This is a genomic window from Herbiconiux sp. (assembly GCF_023264895.1).
Classification (GTDB): domain Bacteria; phylum Actinomycetota; class Actinomycetes; order Actinomycetales; family Microbacteriaceae; genus Herbiconiux.
Genome location: NZ_JAHFUY010000017.1, coordinates 1 through 16,577, shown reverse-complemented (window position 1 = coordinate 16,577; position 16,577 = coordinate 1). Strand labels below are relative to the sequence as shown.

The following is a 16,577-nucleotide window of genomic DNA, read 5'->3' as shown; positions in this document are numbered from 1 at the left end:
AGCTGCTACTAACCGAAATACACGCCTCACCGATACCCTTGAGACATGTCTTTGTTGGATCGCATCGTCGTCAACCCGGAGGTCGTGCACGGCCGCCCGGCTATTCGCGGCACGCGCATCCGATTGACCGACGTTCTGTCATTGCTCGCCGCCGGTGCGTCCGAGGCGGAGATCCTCGAGGACTACCCGTACCTGACCGCTGAAGACATCCGAGCCTGCCTGGCATACGCGGCTGCTCAGGCCGATCACCCGATTCTGCTCGCGTCTTAGCTCGTGCGTTTCCTCGTCGACGCCCAGCTGCCGCCGGCACTTGCCCGCATCCTGACGGCTCACGCCATCATGCGGAGCATGTGACCGACATCGGTCCAGCGAATGCGTCAGACCGAGAGTTGTGGCACTACGCGCTCGAACACAGTGCGGTCCTCGTGACGAAAGACGAGGACTTCCCGAGCATGCTCGCACTGGGTGGTGAATCGCCTGCGATCGTGTGGATCCGTGTGGGCAACACTCGGCGCCACGCATTGATCGAGTGGTTCGAGCCTCTGGTCGACACCGTCGTCGACATGATCGACGCCGGCAACGATCTCGTCGAACTTCGCTGACGTGCCGGGGGCGCGTCGTCGCCGCTCTTCAGCGCCCGTGCTCCTCCAGGAACGCACTCACCTGCCGGTGCGTGGCGCTGAGCCGTTCGATCCGCTCCGCCAACTCCGCCCGCACGTGCACGAGCTGCTCCGCGAGTGCTTCGTGCGCGGCCGCTGGTGCGTCGCCGGTGCACGCCAGCACCGAAGTCACGACCTCCCGCGGAAAGTCCATTCCGAACAGCATCTGGATGATCTCGGCGCGCTCCACGGTCGAGTCGTCGTACTCGCGGTACCCGTTCGACTCGCGGCGAGCAGAGATGAGCCCGTGCTGCTCGTAGTAACGGAGTGACCGCGCGCTCACCCCGCTGCGCCGGCTGACCTCGCCGATCTTCATCGCGTGTTTGACCTTGACATGATGTCAGAGTCTAGCGTGACGGTGTCCGGGCGAGATCCGTCCGCACACGAAGGATGTCTCATGCGTTCAACTGTCACGGCCGCAGGCCGCACTCGCTCGTTCACGGTGATCGGAGAGGCAGACGGCCCCGAAGACCGTGCCCTCGTGCTGGTCTTCCACGGCTCGAGGCAAGACGGCGAGATCCACCGCCGTTTCACGGGAGGTGCCCTCGACCGGCTTGCGACGGAGAATCGTGCGGTTGTGGTCTACCTCGACGGCTACCGCGGCAACTGGAACGACGCCCGCGCCGAGAGCTCCTTTCCGGCCCGCCTGGAGCAGGTGGACGACGTCGCGTTCGCGCGTGCCGTGGTCGACTCCGTGCGCCGATCCCATCGCATCGATACGAGCAAGGTCGTCGGTGTCGGCTACTCCAACGGCGGCCAGATGGTCTTCCGTCTCGTCCACGAGGCACCGGATCTCCTCGCGGGCGCGGTGGTCGTGGCAGCGACAATGCCCGACCGATCCGGCTTCCTCGGCCCCTTCTCCGAGGCGTCCGAACACCCCATCGCCCTTACTGTCGTGGCCGGTACAGCGGATCGCATCGTCCCCTACGCGGGTGGCCGGATGGCGTGGTGGGCGCGCAGGATGTTCAAGGTCGGGGGAGTGGCGCTCTCCGCCCCGGCCACGGCCGAGTACTTCGTGCGCCGCAACGGCATCTCCGCGGTCCCTGTGGTCACGCTGCTCCCCGTGTCACCCGCCACGCGCCGCCGCCCCCGGATGGAGGAGACGACGTACCGAGAGTCGGGCCGACCGCCCGTCACGCTGTACACGGTCCGCGGCGGCGGCCACACCGTCCCCGGCGCGAAACCGGCACCCGCGCTGCTCGGCCGAACAGCGGCAGACCGCCCCATCGAAGACATCGTTCTCGACACGCTGGGCGCACTCAGTCGACCTGTGTGATCGCACGACAAGAGCGGCTGGATCAGAGCCCGAGGGCTGTGCGGGTAGGACTGGCAGACCTAGGCGCTAGCGGGCCAGGTATGGCGGGAGCGACCGTCCGGCGCGAGAGGAGGCTGGAAGCACCCCAACGAAAGGAACCCTGATGACCTACCCCACCGACCGCCCCGCCGTCTGGTTCGTGACCGGTGCTTCGCGCGGCCTCGGCCTCGCCCTGGTGAAGCACCTGCTCGGTCGCGGCGATCATGTCGCAGCCACCACGCGTTCTTCGGAGCGCCTCCTTGCCGCGCTCAGCGATGTGGAGACCGCGAACCTCCTCGCACTGGAGGTGGAGCTGAACGACGAGACGCAGGTGAGTGCCGCGATCGCCGAGGCGACCGAGACGTTCGGTCGCATCGATGTCGTGGTGAACAACGCCGGCTACGGCATCCTCGGCGCCGTCGAGCACACCAGCACCGAGGGCATCCGCGCGATGTTCGAGGTGCAGGTGGTCGGCACCTGGAATGTCATCCGCGCCGTTCTGCCGCAGCTGCGCGCGGCCGGCAGCGGGCACATCATGAACGTCTCCTCGATCGTGGGCCTGCTCGCGTTCCCGGGCTGGGGCCTCTACAGCGCGGCGAAGTTCGCCGTGGAGGGCCTCTCCGAGTCGCTGGCCGCCGAGGTCGCAGGATTCGGCGTCGGTGTCACGGTCATCGAGCCCGGTTACTTCGACACGGCGTTCCTGACGGCGGACTCCCTCGTGCTGACGGGTGACCGCTCGAACGCGTATCCGGAGATCACCGAGATGATCGCCGCGCACCAGGAGATGCCGGGCACTCAGCCCGGCGACCCGGCCAGGGCCGCTGCGGCGTTCGTCACCATCGCTCAGCGGGGGAGCGGTCCGCTGCACCAGCAGCTCGGCTCGGACTCCTCGGGCCTCGCCGAGAGCAAGGCCGACTCGCTGAAGGCCGACGTCCTCGCGGGCCGTGAACTCGCGCAGAGCACCGACTACGTGCGCTGAGAGTCGTGGGGAGAATAGAGGCATGACGGATCCGCACCGGGAGCTGGGGGAGTTCCTCCGTCGTGCTCGCGCGCGCCGGAACCCGGAGACGACGGGGCTGCTCCCAGATGGCCGGATCCGTCGGGTTCCCGGCTTGCGCCGAGAGGAGGTCGCCGTACTCGCCGGTGTCTCCACCGACTACTACACGCGCCTCGAGCAGGGCCGCAGCGTCACCCCGTCGACACAGGTCGTCGAGGCTCTCATCAGGGCTCTGGACCTGGACACCGCCGGCGAGAACTATCTCCGCACCCTGATCAGCACGGCGGGAGCCCCGGTCTCCCGTTCTCGCCCCTCCGTGCAGCGCGTGAGGCCGGGGCTCCACCGACTCCTCGACTCCTTCAGCACCCAGCCGGCGCTGATCCTGGGTCGTCGCACCGACATCCTCGCATCGAACGCTCTCGCGCGGGCGCTCTTCGCCGACTTCGAATCGATGCCGGCCAGGAGCCGCAACTACGCCCGCTGGCTGCTTCTCGACGACGATGCGCGAACTCTCTTCCGGGATTGGGAGGAGCAGGCCCGCAACGCGGTCGAGGCGCTGCGCCTGGACGCGGCGCTGACACCGGACGACAAGGGCACCCAGCAGCTCGTGGGTGAGCTGTCGGGGGCGAGCGGTGAGTTCCGCCAGTGGTGGTCGGCGCACCGGGTGCACCAGCGCACGCACGGCACCAAGCGCCTGAACCATCCCCTGGTGGGCGAGCTCGACGTCCACTTCGAGACCCTCACCCTCCCCGGAGACACGTCCCAGACGCTCTACATCTACACGACGGAGCCGGGCTCGGCGTCGGAGCAGTCGCTCTCCTTGCTCGCGAGCTGGGCCGGATCCGTTCCCGGCGGACCTCAGGCGGCACGCGAGAGCTGGCCGAACCGGTGACGATCCTCCTCGGACTGTCCGGGGCGCTGGCCTACGGATTCGCCGACTTCCTGGGTGGGCTGGCGTCGCGATCGATCCGCCCGATCGTGGCGACGGCCTGGGCGGCGCTCATCGGTCTGGTGCCGCTCGTCGTCGGTCTCGCGGTGCTCGGCGGGCAGTTCACGGCGAACGCACTCCTCTGGGGCGCCGTGGCCGGGGTGTCGGGCTCGGTCGGTGTGCTCATGCTCTACACCGCGCTCGCGGTCGGCCCGATGAGCGTGCTCTCGCCGGTGACATCCGTCGTGTCGGTCATCGTGCCGGTGAGCATCGGCCTGATCTTCGCGGGCTCGCGGCTCTCGGCCCTCGGAGCCACCGCGATGATCGTGGCCGTCATCGCCGTCGCACTGGTCGGCGCGGTGAAGGATCGTTCGGGTTCGCGGCTGACAGGTCGCGGGCTCCTCACTGCGGCAATATCAGGCTGCGGGTTCGGTGGGCTCGTGCTCGCCTACGCGGCGACATCGCCCGACGAGGGGCTGGCCCCTCTCGTCGTGGCGCGCATCGTGCAGGCGGTTGTGATGTGGATCGGGGTGGCCGTCGTCATCGGCCGCGAACGGCGCCGACAAGCACCTGCCACCACTCTGTCACCGGGTCGAAGCGGCAAGCTGTGGCTGCAGCTCGCGATCTGCGGCACGCTCGACGCCTCCGCGAACGTCCTCATCCAGGCTGCCCTCCATTCAGGGGCGACCGCGGATGTCCTCCCGGTGGTCAGCGTCCTCAACGCCCTGTACCCGATCGGAACGGTGATCCTCGCAGCGGTCGTGCTCCGAGAGCGTCTGACGCTCCTGCAGATCGTCGGTCTCGCGCTTGCGCTCGCGGCCAGCGCGGTGCTCGCGACTACGTGAAGCCGGGGTGCGCTCCGCTTGTCGTCTTTATGACTAACCCGGTTACTCATAATCCTGACCCAGGCTGGTTACGGGTTGGAGGGATCGCTCAGACGGATATTCAATAGAGCTTCGACCGGGCCGCATCCACGAACTTCGGCACTCCTGCACGGGTAAGCGCGAGCAGGAAGTCATCGACGGTCATCGCCGGAGAGTCGTACCCCTCGACGAGTTCAACCAGGGCGCGGAGCGTCGGCGCGTGGTACAGATCGAGCTGATCCAGGAGGAAGGCGTCGGGGTGGACGACCTCGAGGTCGAACGGCTCGACGGACTCCGTCGGAAAATCCTTCACGTTGAAGGTCACAAGCACTTCGGCACTGCCTCGGACGGCGGCTGCGAGGACGTGCCGATCCTTCTTGTCGTTCGTCATCGTCGGCACCAGGTCGTCGTAGCCGGTGACCAGCGCATCAGCGAAGTATAGCTCCATCGTGCCGACGCGCTTCTCGACGAGCGCCAGATCCTCGCCGTTCTTGACGAGGTTCTTTGCCAGCTCGAACAGCACATCCTTCGACCACAGCGGCCGGAACAGTCCACTGTCCGCGAGTTCGAGGATGAAGTCGTTGAGCAGCGCTCCGTAGAGAACGTTGGTGTCGAAGAAGGCCGGAAAGCTCACTCAGCGTCCAGCTCCGCACGACGCTTCACGTCAGCCGGGTTGCCGACCTGAACCTTCGCCCCGAGACTGGCGCGCTGCAACTCGCGCAACGCAGCACGGCGCTCGGAACGGAAGTTCGCCTGGTAGTCGACCAGGTCCTCTAGTTGGACACGACGGTGACGGCCGGGCTTGTCGTAAGCGATGTCGCCGGCCTCCAGGAGACGGACCAGCGTCGGGCGGCTGATACCGAGGAAATCCGCGGCTTGTTGCGTCGTCATGGACATGCCCTGAGGCACGATCGTGATGCCCGAACCCGCGGCGAGGGCGTTCGTCACCTGGTCGAGGATGCGGAAGATCTCATCCGGTATGGGACGAGCATTGCCCTGGGGGTCGACGAGTGCAGCCTTGGACGAGTTCTGCGCGAGGAAGGCCTCAAGCTCGCGAATCAACTCGGCGAAATCGAGAATCTCCTCGCGGGCGTTGGCCTCGGGGAGGTAGGTCTGTGCCTTGCGGGCACCACGTGGCGTGTTGGGCGAGGTGCTCATAGCGTCAATCGTACTCGACCAAAACGAAAAAATCGAACATACGGTTGAGCGGTTTCCTCCATCGTGTCGAGCTGAATCAGGCCACTTCCACCGGAGGTGCCGGACGAACTCGACGCGCGTCGCAGCGGGCCAAAGTGTGGGCACCCGACGCGTCGGCGGGCGGCTCCGGGCTTCGTAACACAGGTCTTACGTCGCTGAAACATGACTGTCGCGCCGGGATACTTCGGCGAGTTTCCGCCGATCTGAGGCCATCGGGTCGAATGCCCGAAGGTAGTCGTCGTGCGGATTATGCGAACCGCATTCTGCCCGCCTGTTTGAGAGTGCATCCTGCACTCCTCCGCAATCTGTCGCCCCAATAGCATTCACGCTAATTCAGATCCAGCAGGAGGCATGCAGTGACCAGCTACAGGGTGTCGATGGATATCGGCGGAACCTTCACGGATATCGTGACGTTCAACGAGGCGACGGGGGAGTTCCGGGCGACGAAGGCGTCGACGACTCCGGGGCAACTCAGCACCGGCGTGCTCGGTGGGCTCGAATCGATGATCGACGACCTGGCCGAGATCGACTTCATCGTGCACGGCACCACGCAGGGCTTGAACGCCTTCCTGGAGCGGCGCGGAGTGCGCGTGCTCCTGCTCGCGACGGACGGGGTGCAGGACGTCTACCACATCGCCCGCGGGCCCCGGATGCGACTCTACGACGCCCAGTACCGCAAGCCGGAGCCGCTCGTCGAGCGCAAAGACGTGGTCGGCATCGCCGGCCGCTTCCAGTACGACGGCAGCGAACTCGTCCCGCTCGACGAGGCCGCCGTGCGCGAGGCCGCCGAGCGCGCGAAGCGCGACGGGTACGGCGCGATCGCCGTCGGCTACCTCTTCAGCTACCGCAATCCGAGCCACGAACTGCGCACGCGCGAGATTCTCCGCGAGGTGCTCGGCGACTACTTCACCGTCTCGCTCTCGCACGAGGCCGCCAAGGAGTGGCGCGAGTACGAGCGCACCTCCTCGGCGGTGATCGAGGCGTATACCGGCCCGGTCGTGCGCAGCTATCTCGTCGATCTCGAACAGAAGCTGACCGCCCGCGGTGTCGAGGCCCCTCTGCACATCATGCAGTCCTCCGGCGGAGTGCTCACCGCCAGATCAGCGAGGGAGCGGCCCCTGCAGACACTGCTCTCCGGTCCTGTCGGTGGCGCCATCGGCGGCGAGGCCCTGACGAAGATCGTCGGCAATGACAACCTGATCGGCGTCGACATGGGCGGCACCTCGTTCGACGTCTCGCTCGTCGTGAACGGCGTGCCGGATGTCTCGACCGAGGCGACGCTCGAAGGCCTCCCGATGCTGATGAGCATCGTGAACATCCACACCATCGGCGCGGGAGGCGGCTCGGTTGCCTGGGTCGAGGCCGGCGGTCTGCGGGTCGGTCCGCGGTCAGCGGGCGCCCAGCCCGGCCCGGCCTGTTACGGCCGCGGCGGCACGGAACCCACGGTGACCGACGCGAACTTCGTGCTCGGCCGGGTCGACGCCGAGAACTTCGCCGGCGGCCAGATGCGCCTGGACCGTGACGCTGCGGTGAGCGCCCTCGAATCAGTCGGTGCGAAGCTCGGGTTCGGCGTCGTCGAGATGGCCGAGGGCATCTGCAACGTCGCGAACTCACAGATGGCCCAGGCCATCCGCACGATCACGATCTCGCGCGGCATCGAGCCCCGTGACTTCTCGCTTGTCGCCTTCGGCGGCGCGGGCCCGATGCACGCGGTCTTCCTCGCGAAGGAACTCGGCATCCGCGAGACCATCGTGCCCCGGTTCCCCGGAGCCTTCTCCGCCTGGGGGATGCTGCAGGGCGACATCCGGCGCGACTTCACCGAGCCCTACTACTTCCTCGACGAGGACATCGACACGACCGACATGAGCCGCGTGCTGCGCGGTGTCGAGACGGAGGCGCTGGCCTCGCTGGAGAGCGAAGGGATCCCCGCCGCCGACCGCTCCGCCGAGCATGCGGTCGACGTGCGCTACCTCGGCCAGGAGTACTTCTTGACCGTGCCGCTGGAGAGCGCCGATGAACCGATGGCCGAGCACTTCCTGGACGACCTGGGCGCCCGGTTCGCGAAAGCCTACGAAGCGCGATACGGGCACTCCACCCTGGGCGCCCCGATCGAGATCGTCACCCTGCGCACCCGGGTCGTCGGCCGGCTCGAGTCGGCGAACGCCTTCCTGATCGCGGCAGCGGAGGGCCCGGAGTTCGCCCACGAGATCCGCAAGGTCATCTTCGACGGGCAGGAGCTCGACACCGTCGTGACCGAGCGCGACGCGTTGCGGGCCGGACACGTCTTCACCGGCCCGGCGATCGTCATCGAGGCCACCGCCACCACCGTCGTGCCCCCGGGATTCTCGGTGGCGGTCGACGAGCACGGCACGCTCATCATCACCAATCTCGAACTCGGAAGTGAGGCCTGAACATGACGTCCACCACCGCCACCGCATCCCCGGTCACCGTCGACCCGGTCACGGTCGACCCCGTCACCGTCGAGATCCTGCGGAATGCCCTGACGAGCGCCGCGGAGGACATGAACGCCACGCTCATCCGCTCGGCGTACTCGATGATCATCTATGAGGGCGGCGACTGCGTCGTCGCCCTGCTCGACAAGCACCATCAGGTGCTCGGGCAGTCTGCCGGGCTTCCCCTCTTCCTCGGCAACATCGAGACCTGCTCGAAGGCGGTCGAGGAGAAGTACGGGCGCGACGTGTGGCGTGACGACGACGTCTGGATCCTGAACGACGCCTACATCGGCGGCACCCACCTCAACGACGTCACCATTTTCGCGCCCGTCTTCGTGGACGGGGTGCTGGTCGGGTTCTCGGCCACCCGCGCCCACTGGATGGACATGGGCGGAAAGGACGTCGGAGCCTCGATGGACTCCACCGACATCTTCCAGGAGGGGTTCCGGATGGGCCCTGTGAAGCTCATCTCCCAGGGGGTGGAGACGGATGTGGTCGAGCTGATCCAGACGAACACCCGCTTCCCCTACCAGACCGTCGGTGACATGCACGCGATGATCGCGGCCCTGCGGATGGGATCCATCCGGATGCAGGAGCTCGTGCGCAAGTACGGCCTCGACGTGATCGAGGCCGCGCGGGACGAGATCTTCCGTCAGACCGAAGAGCTCGAGCTCGAGCGAGTGCGGGAGATCCCCGACGGCGTCTACTCGGCCGAGGGCTACCTCGACAATGACGGCATCACGCTCGACGTGCCCATCCCCATCAAACTGACGGTCACGGTCTCGGGCAACCAGATCGAGTTCGACGTCACGGAGTCGGCCGATCAGACCCAAGGCCCCGTGAACTGCGGCGTCGCGCAGGCCATCTCGGCTCTGCGCGTCGGGTACAAGATCCTGGTGAGCCCTGAGACGAACTCCAACGGCGGATCCTTCCGGCCGCTGACGGTGAAGGTGCGCGAGGGCTCCGTGCTCGGTGCGGTCGCCCCCGCCGCCTGTCAGTGGTACTTCTCCCATCTGGGCATGCTGATCGACATGGTCTCGCGCGCGCTGGCCCCTGCTCTGCCCGACCGGGTCGCCGCCGCGAGCCACGGGGATTCGATGATCATCACCAGCGCCGGGTTCGATCCGCGGGTCGGTCGCAACTGGGTGTCGATGGAGGCCACCCTCGGCGGCTGGGGAGCGTGGGAGGGGGCGGACGGCGAGTCGGCCCTGATCAACAACGTCAACGGTTCGCTCCAGGACTTCCCGATCGAGATGGTCGAGACGAAGTGGCCGTTCCGGATCCGCGAGTACTCGATCCGCCCCGACTCGGGTGGGGCCGGGCGCTGGCGCGGTGGCAACGGTGTGATCCGCGAGTACGAGTTCCTCGCCGACGGCGTGTTCGGCCTCTGGTTCGAACGCTCCACGACTCCGGCCTGGGGCTTGTTCGGCGGAGATGACGCCGTGGGCCCGGAGGTGGTCATCGATCCCGGGACGCCTGAGGAGTTCCGCACGCTGAAGGTCAATGCCCGGCCAGCGGTGAAGGGCACGATCATCCGCTTGGCCGTCGGCGGCGGAGGCGGCTACGGAAACCCCGAGGAGCGCGATCTCGAGGCCGTGCGCTACGACGTGGAGAACGGGTTCGTCTCCGCCGAGCAGGCGCAGTCGGACTACGGCTACACCCACAACGTCCTGAAGTCGACATCCTGAAGCCCACCCCTGACGTTCACCCCGCAACACATCCCGCCCCATCACGACACACTCACACGAGGAAGCGATATCTGCCATGAAGACGAAATACTTCGCAGTCCCCGGCCTGGCCCTGGCCACGGTCGCCCTCCTGGCCGGCTGCGCCGGGTCAGGCCCCGAGCCCTCCGCTGACAGTGGAGACGACGAGCAGCTGAGCATCGGCTTCTTCGGTTTCGCCGCCGCCAACTCCTTCGCTCAGGGCGTCTACGACGGTGTCGAGGCGAAGGCCGAGGAGCTGGGCGCGACCTCGGAGTTCGTCGACTCGAACTTCGACGGCCAGCTCCAGGCCCAGCAGGTCACGGATGCCGTGACCTCCGGCCAGTACGACATCATCATCATCCAGGCCAACGACAACCTCGTCGTGCAGCGCCCCCTCGAAGAGGCGATCGCGGCCGGCATCACGGTCGTCACGGAGTTCACGGCCGTCGGCCCCGACTTCGAGACTGTCGAGCCGCAGATCGACGGTGCGATCTCCATCGTCGATCCCGCCGTGGTCAACGGTGAGAAGCTCGGCGAGATGGGCCTGCTCGCCTGCGAGGAGGCGAAGGCCGACCCGTGTCAGGTGGGGTACATGGAGGGCTTCCGAGCCCTGCCGCTGGACAATGCCCGCACCCAGGCCGTCGTGGACACGCTCACCGCAGGTGGCGCCGAGGTCGTGGCGCAGGTCGAGGGCGGGTACACGGCGGATGCCGGCCAGGCCGCCTTCCAGGACATCATCACCGCCAACCCGGATGTCGACGTCGTGATCGGTTCGTCGCAGGCGGTCGGTGGCGCTCGGCTCGCGGCGGGACCGGACAGCCCGGTGCTGTTCATCGGCAACGGTTCCTCGCGTCAGGCCATCGAGGCGGTGCGCAGCGGCGACTGGTTCGCCACCTATACGCTCGATCTCTACCTCAACGGCGAGACGGCTGCGGAGCTGGGCATCAAGAAGCACCAGGGTGAAGACGTCGAGGTGGCCATCTCCGAGGCTGATCTGACCCCCAGCAAGGGGATCGGCACCGCGGAGAACCTCGAGGGCTTCGAAGCGACCTACGACGACTGATCGTCTCGGCGTCTCCCTCCGGTGGACCGCGAAGGCGAGTTCCACCGGAGGGAACGTCCGTTCCGCCACGGATCACGAAAGGGACCATCGATGGGAAAGCCCACGACGCTCACCAGCACCCCGGTGCTCGCGCTCGACGGGGTCGGCAAGTCGTACAACGGCATCTCGGTGCTGCGCGGCATCTCGTTCGAGATCGCCCCGGGCGAGATCCACGGCCTCCTCGGCGAGAACGGCGCCGGCAAGTCGACCTTGCTCAAGATCCTGGGCGGTGCGATCACGGCCGACGCAGGAGCCGTGCTCTTCGACGGCGTGCCGACACGGCTCTCCAGCCCGCGGGACTCGATCGCCCATGGCGTCTCATTGATCTCGCAGGAACTCGCGCTCGTGCCGCAGCGCACCGTGCTCGAGAACGTCTTCTTGGGCGGCTGGGCCAACGCGGCCGGATTCGCGACACCGGCCGCCGACCGGCGCCGCTTCGACGAACTCTGCGGCGAGGTCGGGTTCGATCTGGATCCGCACGCGCTGGTCGCCTCGCTGCCGCTCGGGAAGGCACAGCAGGTCGAGATCCTCAAGGCACTCGCTCGCGGTTCACGCGTGCTGTGCCTGGACGAGCCCACCGCCGCCTTGGCGGAGGCCGAGACCGAGCAGCTCCTGGAGGTGCTGCGCACTCTCGCCGCCCGGGGCACGACGATCGTGATCGTGTCGCATTTCCTCGAGGAGGTGCTCGGCATCGCCGACCGCATCACCGTGCTCCGCGACGGAGCCCAGATCGCCACCGAGGACGCATCCGCTCACACCAGCGACTCGCTCGTGCGGCTGATGGTGGGTCGTGAGGTCACCGCCCTGTCGCGGACTCCGGCCCCCCTCGCGGATTCCGCCCCGGTGGTGCTCAAGGCGGAGGGGCTCACCAACGACCGGATCCTCGACGTCAGCCTGGAGGTGCGCCGTGGCGAGATCCTCGGTCTGGCCGGTCTGGTCGGCAGCGGCCGATCCGAGACGCTCCGGGCGCTCTTCGGTGCCGATCGCATCACCGCGGGCCGCGTGTCGGTCTCGGGGGTTCCGGTGCGCCGGGCGACGATCCGCCGGATGATCGACCGCGGTCTCGCCCTGGTGCCGGAATCGCGCAAGGACGAGGGGTTGGTGCTGCGCCGGACCACTGCCGAGAACATCGCCCTGCCCTCACTGGGCGGACGTCAGATCGGCGGCATCGTGCGCCAGGGTGCCGAGGCGTCTGCGGTCGACCGCGTCGTCGCGATGGTCGACGTGCGTGGCAGCGTGCGACACGTGCCGGTCGGAGCGCTGTCAGGCGGCAATCAGCAGAAGGCGCTCTTCGGCAAGTGGCTTGTCACGCCGCCGGAGGTCTTCCTCATCGACGAACCCACTCGAGGCGTCGACATCGGCGCCAAGGTCAACATCCACAACCTGATCCTCGACCTCGCCGCGGCCGGCACCGCCGTGATCGTGGTCAGTTCCGAGCTCGAGGAGGTGATGGCCCTGTCGCACCGGATCCTCGTGCTGCGTGCGGGACGGGTCGTCGCCGAGTTCCCCAGCCCCGCTGACCGCGAGGACATCATGTCCGCCGCCTTCCTCTAGGAGATGACAACCATGACAACGGACACAGCAACGCCCCCGCGCCGGCGCCGCGTCGACTTCAAGGACTTCGGCATCCTGGGCGGCCTCCTCGCCATCGTCGTCTACCTGAGCCTTTCGACGACCACCTTCCTCACCAGCCAGAACATCGTGAACCTGCTCGATCAGGCCGTGGTGATCGGCCTTCTCGCCGTGGGCGCGACGCTGTGCATCGTCTCGGGAGTGTTCGACCTCTCCTCGTCGGCCACGCTCGCCGTCTCCGCGATCGCCGGGGTCTTCCTCACCACCCAGTTCGGTGTCGTCGTCGGATTCATCCTGGCGCTCGCCGTCGGGGCGATCCTCGGCACGATCACGGGAACCATGATCGTCATCACCCGGGTGAACTCGTTCATCGGCTCCCTGGCCATCAGCATCATCTACCGTGGTGTCGCGATCGTGCTGACCGGTGGGGCGATCCTGTCCGTCACGAGCGACCAGCTCGAGGCCTTCAGGGTCTGGGCGCTCCCGGTGCTCGACGGGGTGTCGGGCGGAACGATCCTGTTCGCGGTCACGGCGGTGGTGCTCGGCCTGGTGCTCTGGGGAACGACCTTCGGTCGCCGGGTCTACGCCGTCGGCGGCAATGCGGAAGCCGCGCGGCTGAGCGGTGTGCGCACCCCGTTGATCCACATCTCGGTGTTCGCGATCAACGGCGTCTGCGCGGCGGCGGCCGGTATGGTGCTCGCCTCCCGTGCCGGCTCCGCCCAGCCCTCGATGGGCATCGGCATGGAGCTCACGGCGATCGCGGCCGTCGTCATCGGTGGCACGAGCATCCTCGGTGGCGCCGGGGCAGTCTGGCGCACGGTCGTGGGGGTCATCATCCTCACTGTGATCGGCAACGGGTTCAATTTGCTGCGCTGGGACACCACCTACCAGCAGGTCGTCACCGGTGTGCTGATCCTGGTCGCGGTGGCGGCCGACTCCTGGCTCTCCCGTCGGTCGAGGCGCTCACGCGGGTGACGGTGCCGGGCGAGCGACAATAGAGCACCACCCAACGACCCGACGGCGGCGCGGAAGGATGAGATGCGAATCGGCGTGCGCGTGACTCGCGACGAGGTCTCCGCCGTCGCTGCGCACGCAGACGGCCGGTTCAGTCGCGCGCGGAGCGCCGCGAGCGGCGGCCGGACCCGTGTCGTGGCCGACACTCTGGCGCTGCTCGCCGGTGACGGTTCGGAGCCCGTTTCCGCAGTGGTCTTCGAGGTCAGCGGCGCACTCGACCGAGAAGTGGACGCTTCGGTCGTCTCCGTCCTGATCGAGCCGAGGCGGCCACGGGAACCGCGTCGCCATCTCTGGCCGGCCGAGGGCATCCCCGTCGAGATCGCCCACGTCAGCGGGGGGCACAACGCTCTCGGGCATGAGCTCGTGCCGCTGGGCGAGGAGGAGCTGTCGCGGTTGTCGGCGGGAATGGATGCCGGATCGCACCTCGTCGTGTCGGCTGCAGGCGCGGCGGTCAACCCCGAGCACGAGCACCGCGCGGCCGAGCTGCTCCGTTCCACGGTGGCGGTGGGCAGCATCACCGAGTCGAGCACGTTCTACAGCGACAGCCTCCTCGTGCGGGAATTCACCGCCGTGCTGAATGCGGTGCTGCTCGCGGGTGCGGAACAGCTCGCAGCGAGCCTCGCGGATGCCGTCGGCCAGGGCCTCGGCGAGGGTGTGCGGGCCTTCGTCGCCACGAACGAGGGCGGTTGCACACCGCTGTCGCGACTCGCCATCACGCCGGTGCACTCGATCTGCGCCGATCTCGCGGCCGAGATGCTGGGTGCCGCCGAACTCGCCCGTCGTCCCGACGCGCGGATCATCGTCGCCCGGCCAGGGGCTGTGCGGATCGGCGAGTTCGTCGATGGCCTGCCCTCGGTGGTCAGCCGGGCCGTGCTCCGCGGCGGCATCTCGCTCGCCTCGAGCGTGGCCCATGTCGTTCCCCTCACCGACCTTCTCCTCTCCGGTTCGGCGGAGCCCCCGGTGACGGTTCTGGTGCAGGGGGCGGAGAGCGAACTCGAATCCTTCGGCATCGCACCGACACTGGTCACCGACGACGATCTGGTCGCGGTCGGCGCCGCCGTCGCGCCGGTGTCGTACTGGCACAATCGCGTGGCCAGGGTGGTCGGGGCCGACGACATCGAGCGGGTGCTCGCAGAGGGCGAGGCGATCGCCAGGGCCAATCTCGTGTCGTGGGGTGCGCTTCCGGCAGGCGTGCGCATCACGGAGTCCCGCGTGCTCGCCACGACCTACGGCGAGGCGCAGATGATCCGCGTGCGCGTGCGCGGAATGGCCGACACCGACGCATCCGGGTTCCCGTCCGGCGCCCGCCTCGAGGAGCGCCGAGCATGAGCCGCCGTCTCAACGCGGCCGACGTGGGCCACCTGTGCACGGGGGCGATGTTCGTGGCGTGCACCATCGATCACGAGAGCTCGAAGCAGTACCGCGACATGACCCTTGCGCTGCTCGAGCTGCGTGGCGGTGGTCCGGTTCTCGCCCCGGTGGGCAGCCTGGACCCTGCGGCGATGACGACCTCGATCGGCTTCGTGAACCAGGGCCTGATGTTCTCGGAGATGATTCCCGTCGGCGACGAGTTCGAGACGGCGATCGCGCTGCTTCAGGAGCGCCTCGGGGTTCCCCTCCAGGGCGTTTTCCCCCTTGCGGCAGCGAGTGTGAACGCGATGGTTGCGGTGAGCGTGGCCTTGCGGACAGGGCTCCCGCTCGTGGATGCCGACCCGATGGGCCGGGTTCTCCCGCTGGTCAGCCAGACGACGCTCGCCCTGGCCGGGCTGAGCGCCGGGCCGATCGCACTCACCGGGCCTACGGGGGAGACGGCCGTCGTCGACGTCTTCGCCCCCGCCCGCGCGGAACGGATCGTGCGCGCGCTGGCCTCGGAGCTCGGTGGCTGGGCTGCCACGGCCTCCTATCCGGTGACAGCAGCGCAGCTCGGCGAGCACGGAGTGGTGGGCAGTATCACCCGACTGATCGAGATCGGGCAGATCCTCGACTCCTCACTGCACACGCAGCAGAAGTACGTGCGGTTGACCTCGCTGCTGGGCATCCGCAAGGTGATCCGCGCGCGTGTGACCGACGTCGAAGGACTCTCCCGGCCGTCGGTCCCCGGTCTTCCCGACCGACCCTCCAGCGCCACTCTCGTCGACGAGGCGCAGGGTCGCATCGTGCGGCTCGAGATCCAGAACGAGATCCTCATGATGATCGTCGACGGTGCCATCCAGGCGGTCATGCCCGATGTGATCACGCTGGTGCGGCCAGAAGACGCGAGTGTCGCCGGCCTCGACGACCTGTGGGTGGGCAACAAGCTCGACCTCATCACCTTCCCGGCGGCGGCTCAGTGGTACACCGCCGCGGGCCGGGCCCTGGTCGAACCGATGGCCATGAACGTGGTCGGCCCCGTGAGAGGTGGGAGGGCGCGATGAGCGCGATGAGGCGCGGAGTGAGTATGCGCGATCTGCTGGTGGCCCACGACAGCGCCGGTCTCACCGGTCATCACATCCCGTCGTCAGCCCAGTCGGTGCGCGACATCTCCTTGATCACCCGGGTGGAGCAGATTCTGGAGGTGGGTCCCGACAGCATCGTGCTGCTCGCCGAAGAGCTGGCGCTCGGCGGCTGGGTGGTGTCGGTGGCCTTGCGGTACGCCTGGGAGCGGCGGGCGGTGGCGTTGATCGTCTCGGAGCAGTCGTTCTCGGAGTCGGTGATCGAGCTCGCCCGCCGGTTCGGTGTGGCGCTGTTCACCACCTCCGACGGCATCGACCGCACCGCCCTCACCCTTGCCAGGGAGCTCGGGGCGCTCGAGG

16 protein-coding genes and 1 pseudogene are annotated in these 16,577 nt (G+C 67.8%); 14 read left to right on the top strand and 3 right to left on the bottom strand.

Annotation, left to right across the window (positions count from 1 at the left end; all coding sequences use genetic code 11):
• The first annotated feature begins 45 nt into the window (after positions 1-45).
• Positions 46-270, top strand: a complete 225-nt coding sequence (locus Q0D57_RS01940) for a DUF433 domain-containing protein (RefSeq protein WP_291037260.1) — start codon at positions 46-48, stop codon at positions 268-270.
• Complete coding sequence (locus tag Q0D57_RS01935) at positions 216-602, top strand: DUF5615 family PIN-like protein (protein WP_366518571.1); 387 nt, start codon at positions 216-218, stop codon at positions 600-602. The genes Q0D57_RS01940 and Q0D57_RS01935 overlap by 55 nt, the downstream gene beginning before the upstream one ends.
• Positions 603-630: 28 nt before the next feature.
• On the opposite strand, the gene Q0D57_RS01930 is transcribed toward Q0D57_RS01935, so the two are convergent.
• Positions 631-975: a MerR family transcriptional regulator gene (locus tag Q0D57_RS01930; protein ID WP_291037255.1), complete on the bottom strand. Its 345-nt coding sequence runs from the start codon at positions 973-975 to the stop codon at positions 631-633.
• Between the two features lie 81 nt (positions 976-1,056).
• On the opposite strand from Q0D57_RS01930, the gene Q0D57_RS01925 reads away from it, so the two are divergent.
• From Q0D57_RS01925 to Q0D57_RS01910, 4 genes are all read left to right on the top strand, one after another.
• A complete protein-coding gene (locus Q0D57_RS01925; protein ID WP_291037252.1) occupies positions 1,057-1,935 on the top strand; it encodes a PHB depolymerase family esterase in 879 nt (292 codons plus the stop codon).
• Positions 1,936-2,077: 142 nt separating this feature from the next.
• A complete protein-coding gene (locus Q0D57_RS01920) occupies positions 2,078-2,932 on the top strand; it encodes an SDR family oxidoreductase (protein WP_291037249.1) in 855 nt (284 codons plus the stop codon).
• A 22-nt stretch (positions 2,933-2,954) separates the two neighbouring features.
• Positions 2,955-3,842 carry a helix-turn-helix transcriptional regulator gene (locus Q0D57_RS01915; protein ID WP_291037246.1) on the top strand — a complete coding sequence of 296 codons (888 nt, stop codon included), beginning with the start codon at positions 2,955-2,957 and terminating at the stop codon, positions 3,840-3,842.
• The gene (locus Q0D57_RS01910; protein ID WP_291037242.1) at positions 3,839-4,723 is read left to right on the top strand and encodes an EamA family transporter; all 885 of its coding nucleotides are present in this window, start codon (positions 3,839-3,841) and stop codon (positions 4,721-4,723) included. The genes Q0D57_RS01915 and Q0D57_RS01910 overlap by 4 nt, the downstream gene beginning before the upstream one ends.
• Before the next feature lie 100 nt (positions 4,724-4,823).
• Here Q0D57_RS01910 and Q0D57_RS01905 read toward each other — a convergent pair whose 3' ends face one another.
• Positions 4,824-5,375, bottom strand: a complete 552-nt coding sequence (locus Q0D57_RS01905) for a PIN domain-containing protein (RefSeq protein WP_291037239.1) — start codon at positions 5,373-5,375, stop codon at positions 4,824-4,826.
• Positions 5,372-5,899, bottom strand: a complete 528-nt coding sequence (locus Q0D57_RS01900) for a helix-turn-helix domain-containing protein (protein ID WP_291037236.1) — start codon at positions 5,897-5,899, stop codon at positions 5,372-5,374. The genes Q0D57_RS01905 and Q0D57_RS01900 overlap by 4 nt, the downstream gene beginning before the upstream one ends.
• A 395-nt stretch (positions 5,900-6,294) precedes the next feature.
• Between Q0D57_RS01900 and Q0D57_RS01895 the strand changes: the two genes are divergently transcribed.
• From Q0D57_RS01895 to Q0D57_RS01860, 8 genes and pseudogenes are all read left to right on the top strand, one after another.
• Positions 6,295-8,349: a hydantoinase/oxoprolinase family protein gene (locus tag Q0D57_RS01895; protein WP_291037233.1), complete on the top strand. Its 2,055-nt coding sequence runs from the start codon at positions 6,295-6,297 to the stop codon at positions 8,347-8,349.
• A gap of 2 nt (positions 8,350-8,351) precedes the next feature.
• On the top strand, positions 8,352-10,079 hold the full coding sequence (locus tag Q0D57_RS01890) for a hydantoinase B/oxoprolinase family protein (protein ID WP_291037230.1): 1,728 nt from the start codon (positions 8,352-8,354) through the stop codon (positions 10,077-10,079).
• Between the two features lie 76 nt (positions 10,080-10,155).
• Positions 10,156-11,160 (top strand): sugar ABC transporter substrate-binding protein, encoded by a 1,005-nt coding sequence (locus Q0D57_RS01885; protein ID WP_291037226.1) that lies wholly within the window; start codon positions 10,156-10,158, stop codon positions 11,158-11,160.
• Positions 11,161-11,250: 90 nt separating this feature from the next.
• Positions 11,251-12,753 (top strand): sugar ABC transporter ATP-binding protein, encoded by a 1,503-nt coding sequence (locus Q0D57_RS01880; RefSeq protein ID WP_291037223.1) that lies wholly within the window; start codon positions 11,251-11,253, stop codon positions 12,751-12,753.
• A gap of 12 nt (positions 12,754-12,765) precedes the next feature.
• The gene (locus Q0D57_RS01875; protein WP_291037220.1) at positions 12,766-13,746 is read left to right on the top strand and encodes an ABC transporter permease; all 981 of its coding nucleotides are present in this window, start codon (positions 12,766-12,768) and stop codon (positions 13,744-13,746) included.
• Between the two features lie 174 nt (positions 13,747-13,920).
• Positions 13,921-15,114, top strand: coding sequence for a hypothetical protein (locus Q0D57_RS01870; RefSeq protein ID WP_291037217.1), 1,194 nt, complete (start codon positions 13,921-13,923; stop codon positions 15,112-15,114).
• Complete coding sequence (locus Q0D57_RS01865) at positions 15,111-16,199, top strand: DUF917 domain-containing protein (RefSeq protein ID WP_291037214.1); 1,089 nt, start codon at positions 15,111-15,113, stop codon at positions 16,197-16,199. Before Q0D57_RS01870 ends, Q0D57_RS01865 begins: the two co-directional genes overlap by 4 nt.
• Positions 16,200-16,222: 23 nt before the next feature.
• Positions 16,223-16,577: pseudogene (locus Q0D57_RS01860) on the top strand (PucR family transcriptional regulator); the annotation flags it as partial.

Bases quoted from the DNA above. Each gene is read 5' to 3' on its own strand.
- Q0D57_RS01880 (WP_291037223.1), top strand. From the start codon at position 11,251: ATGGGAAAGCCCACGACGCTCACCAGCACCCCGGTGCTCGCGCTCGAC.
- Q0D57_RS01875 (WP_291037220.1), top strand. From the start codon at position 12,766: ATGACAACGGACACAGCAACGCCCCCGCGCCGGCGCCGCGTCGACTTC.
- Q0D57_RS01920 (WP_291037249.1), top strand. From the start codon at position 2,078: ATGACCTACCCCACCGACCGCCCCGCCGTCTGGTTCGTGACCGGTGCT.
- Q0D57_RS01940 (WP_291037260.1), top strand. From the start codon at position 46: ATGTCTTTGTTGGATCGCATCGTCGTCAACCCGGAGGTCGTGCACGGC.
- Q0D57_RS01885 (WP_291037226.1), top strand. From the start codon at position 10,156: ATGAAGACGAAATACTTCGCAGTCCCCGGCCTGGCCCTGGCCACGGTC.
- Q0D57_RS01865 (WP_291037214.1), top strand. From the start codon at position 15,111: ATGAGCCGCCGTCTCAACGCGGCCGACGTGGGCCACCTGTGCACGGGG.
- Q0D57_RS01930 (WP_291037255.1), bottom strand. From the start codon at position 975: ATGAAGATCGGCGAGGTCAGCCGGCGCAGCGGGGTGAGCGCGCGGTCA.
- Q0D57_RS01900 (WP_291037236.1), bottom strand. From the start codon at position 5,899: ATGAGCACCTCGCCCAACACGCCACGTGGTGCCCGCAAGGCACAGACC.
- Q0D57_RS01925 (WP_291037252.1), top strand. From the start codon at position 1,057: ATGCGTTCAACTGTCACGGCCGCAGGCCGCACTCGCTCGTTCACGGTG.
- Q0D57_RS01915 (WP_291037246.1), top strand. From the start codon at position 2,955: ATGACGGATCCGCACCGGGAGCTGGGGGAGTTCCTCCGTCGTGCTCGC.
- Q0D57_RS01890 (WP_291037230.1), top strand. From the start codon at position 8,352: ATGACGTCCACCACCGCCACCGCATCCCCGGTCACCGTCGACCCGGTC.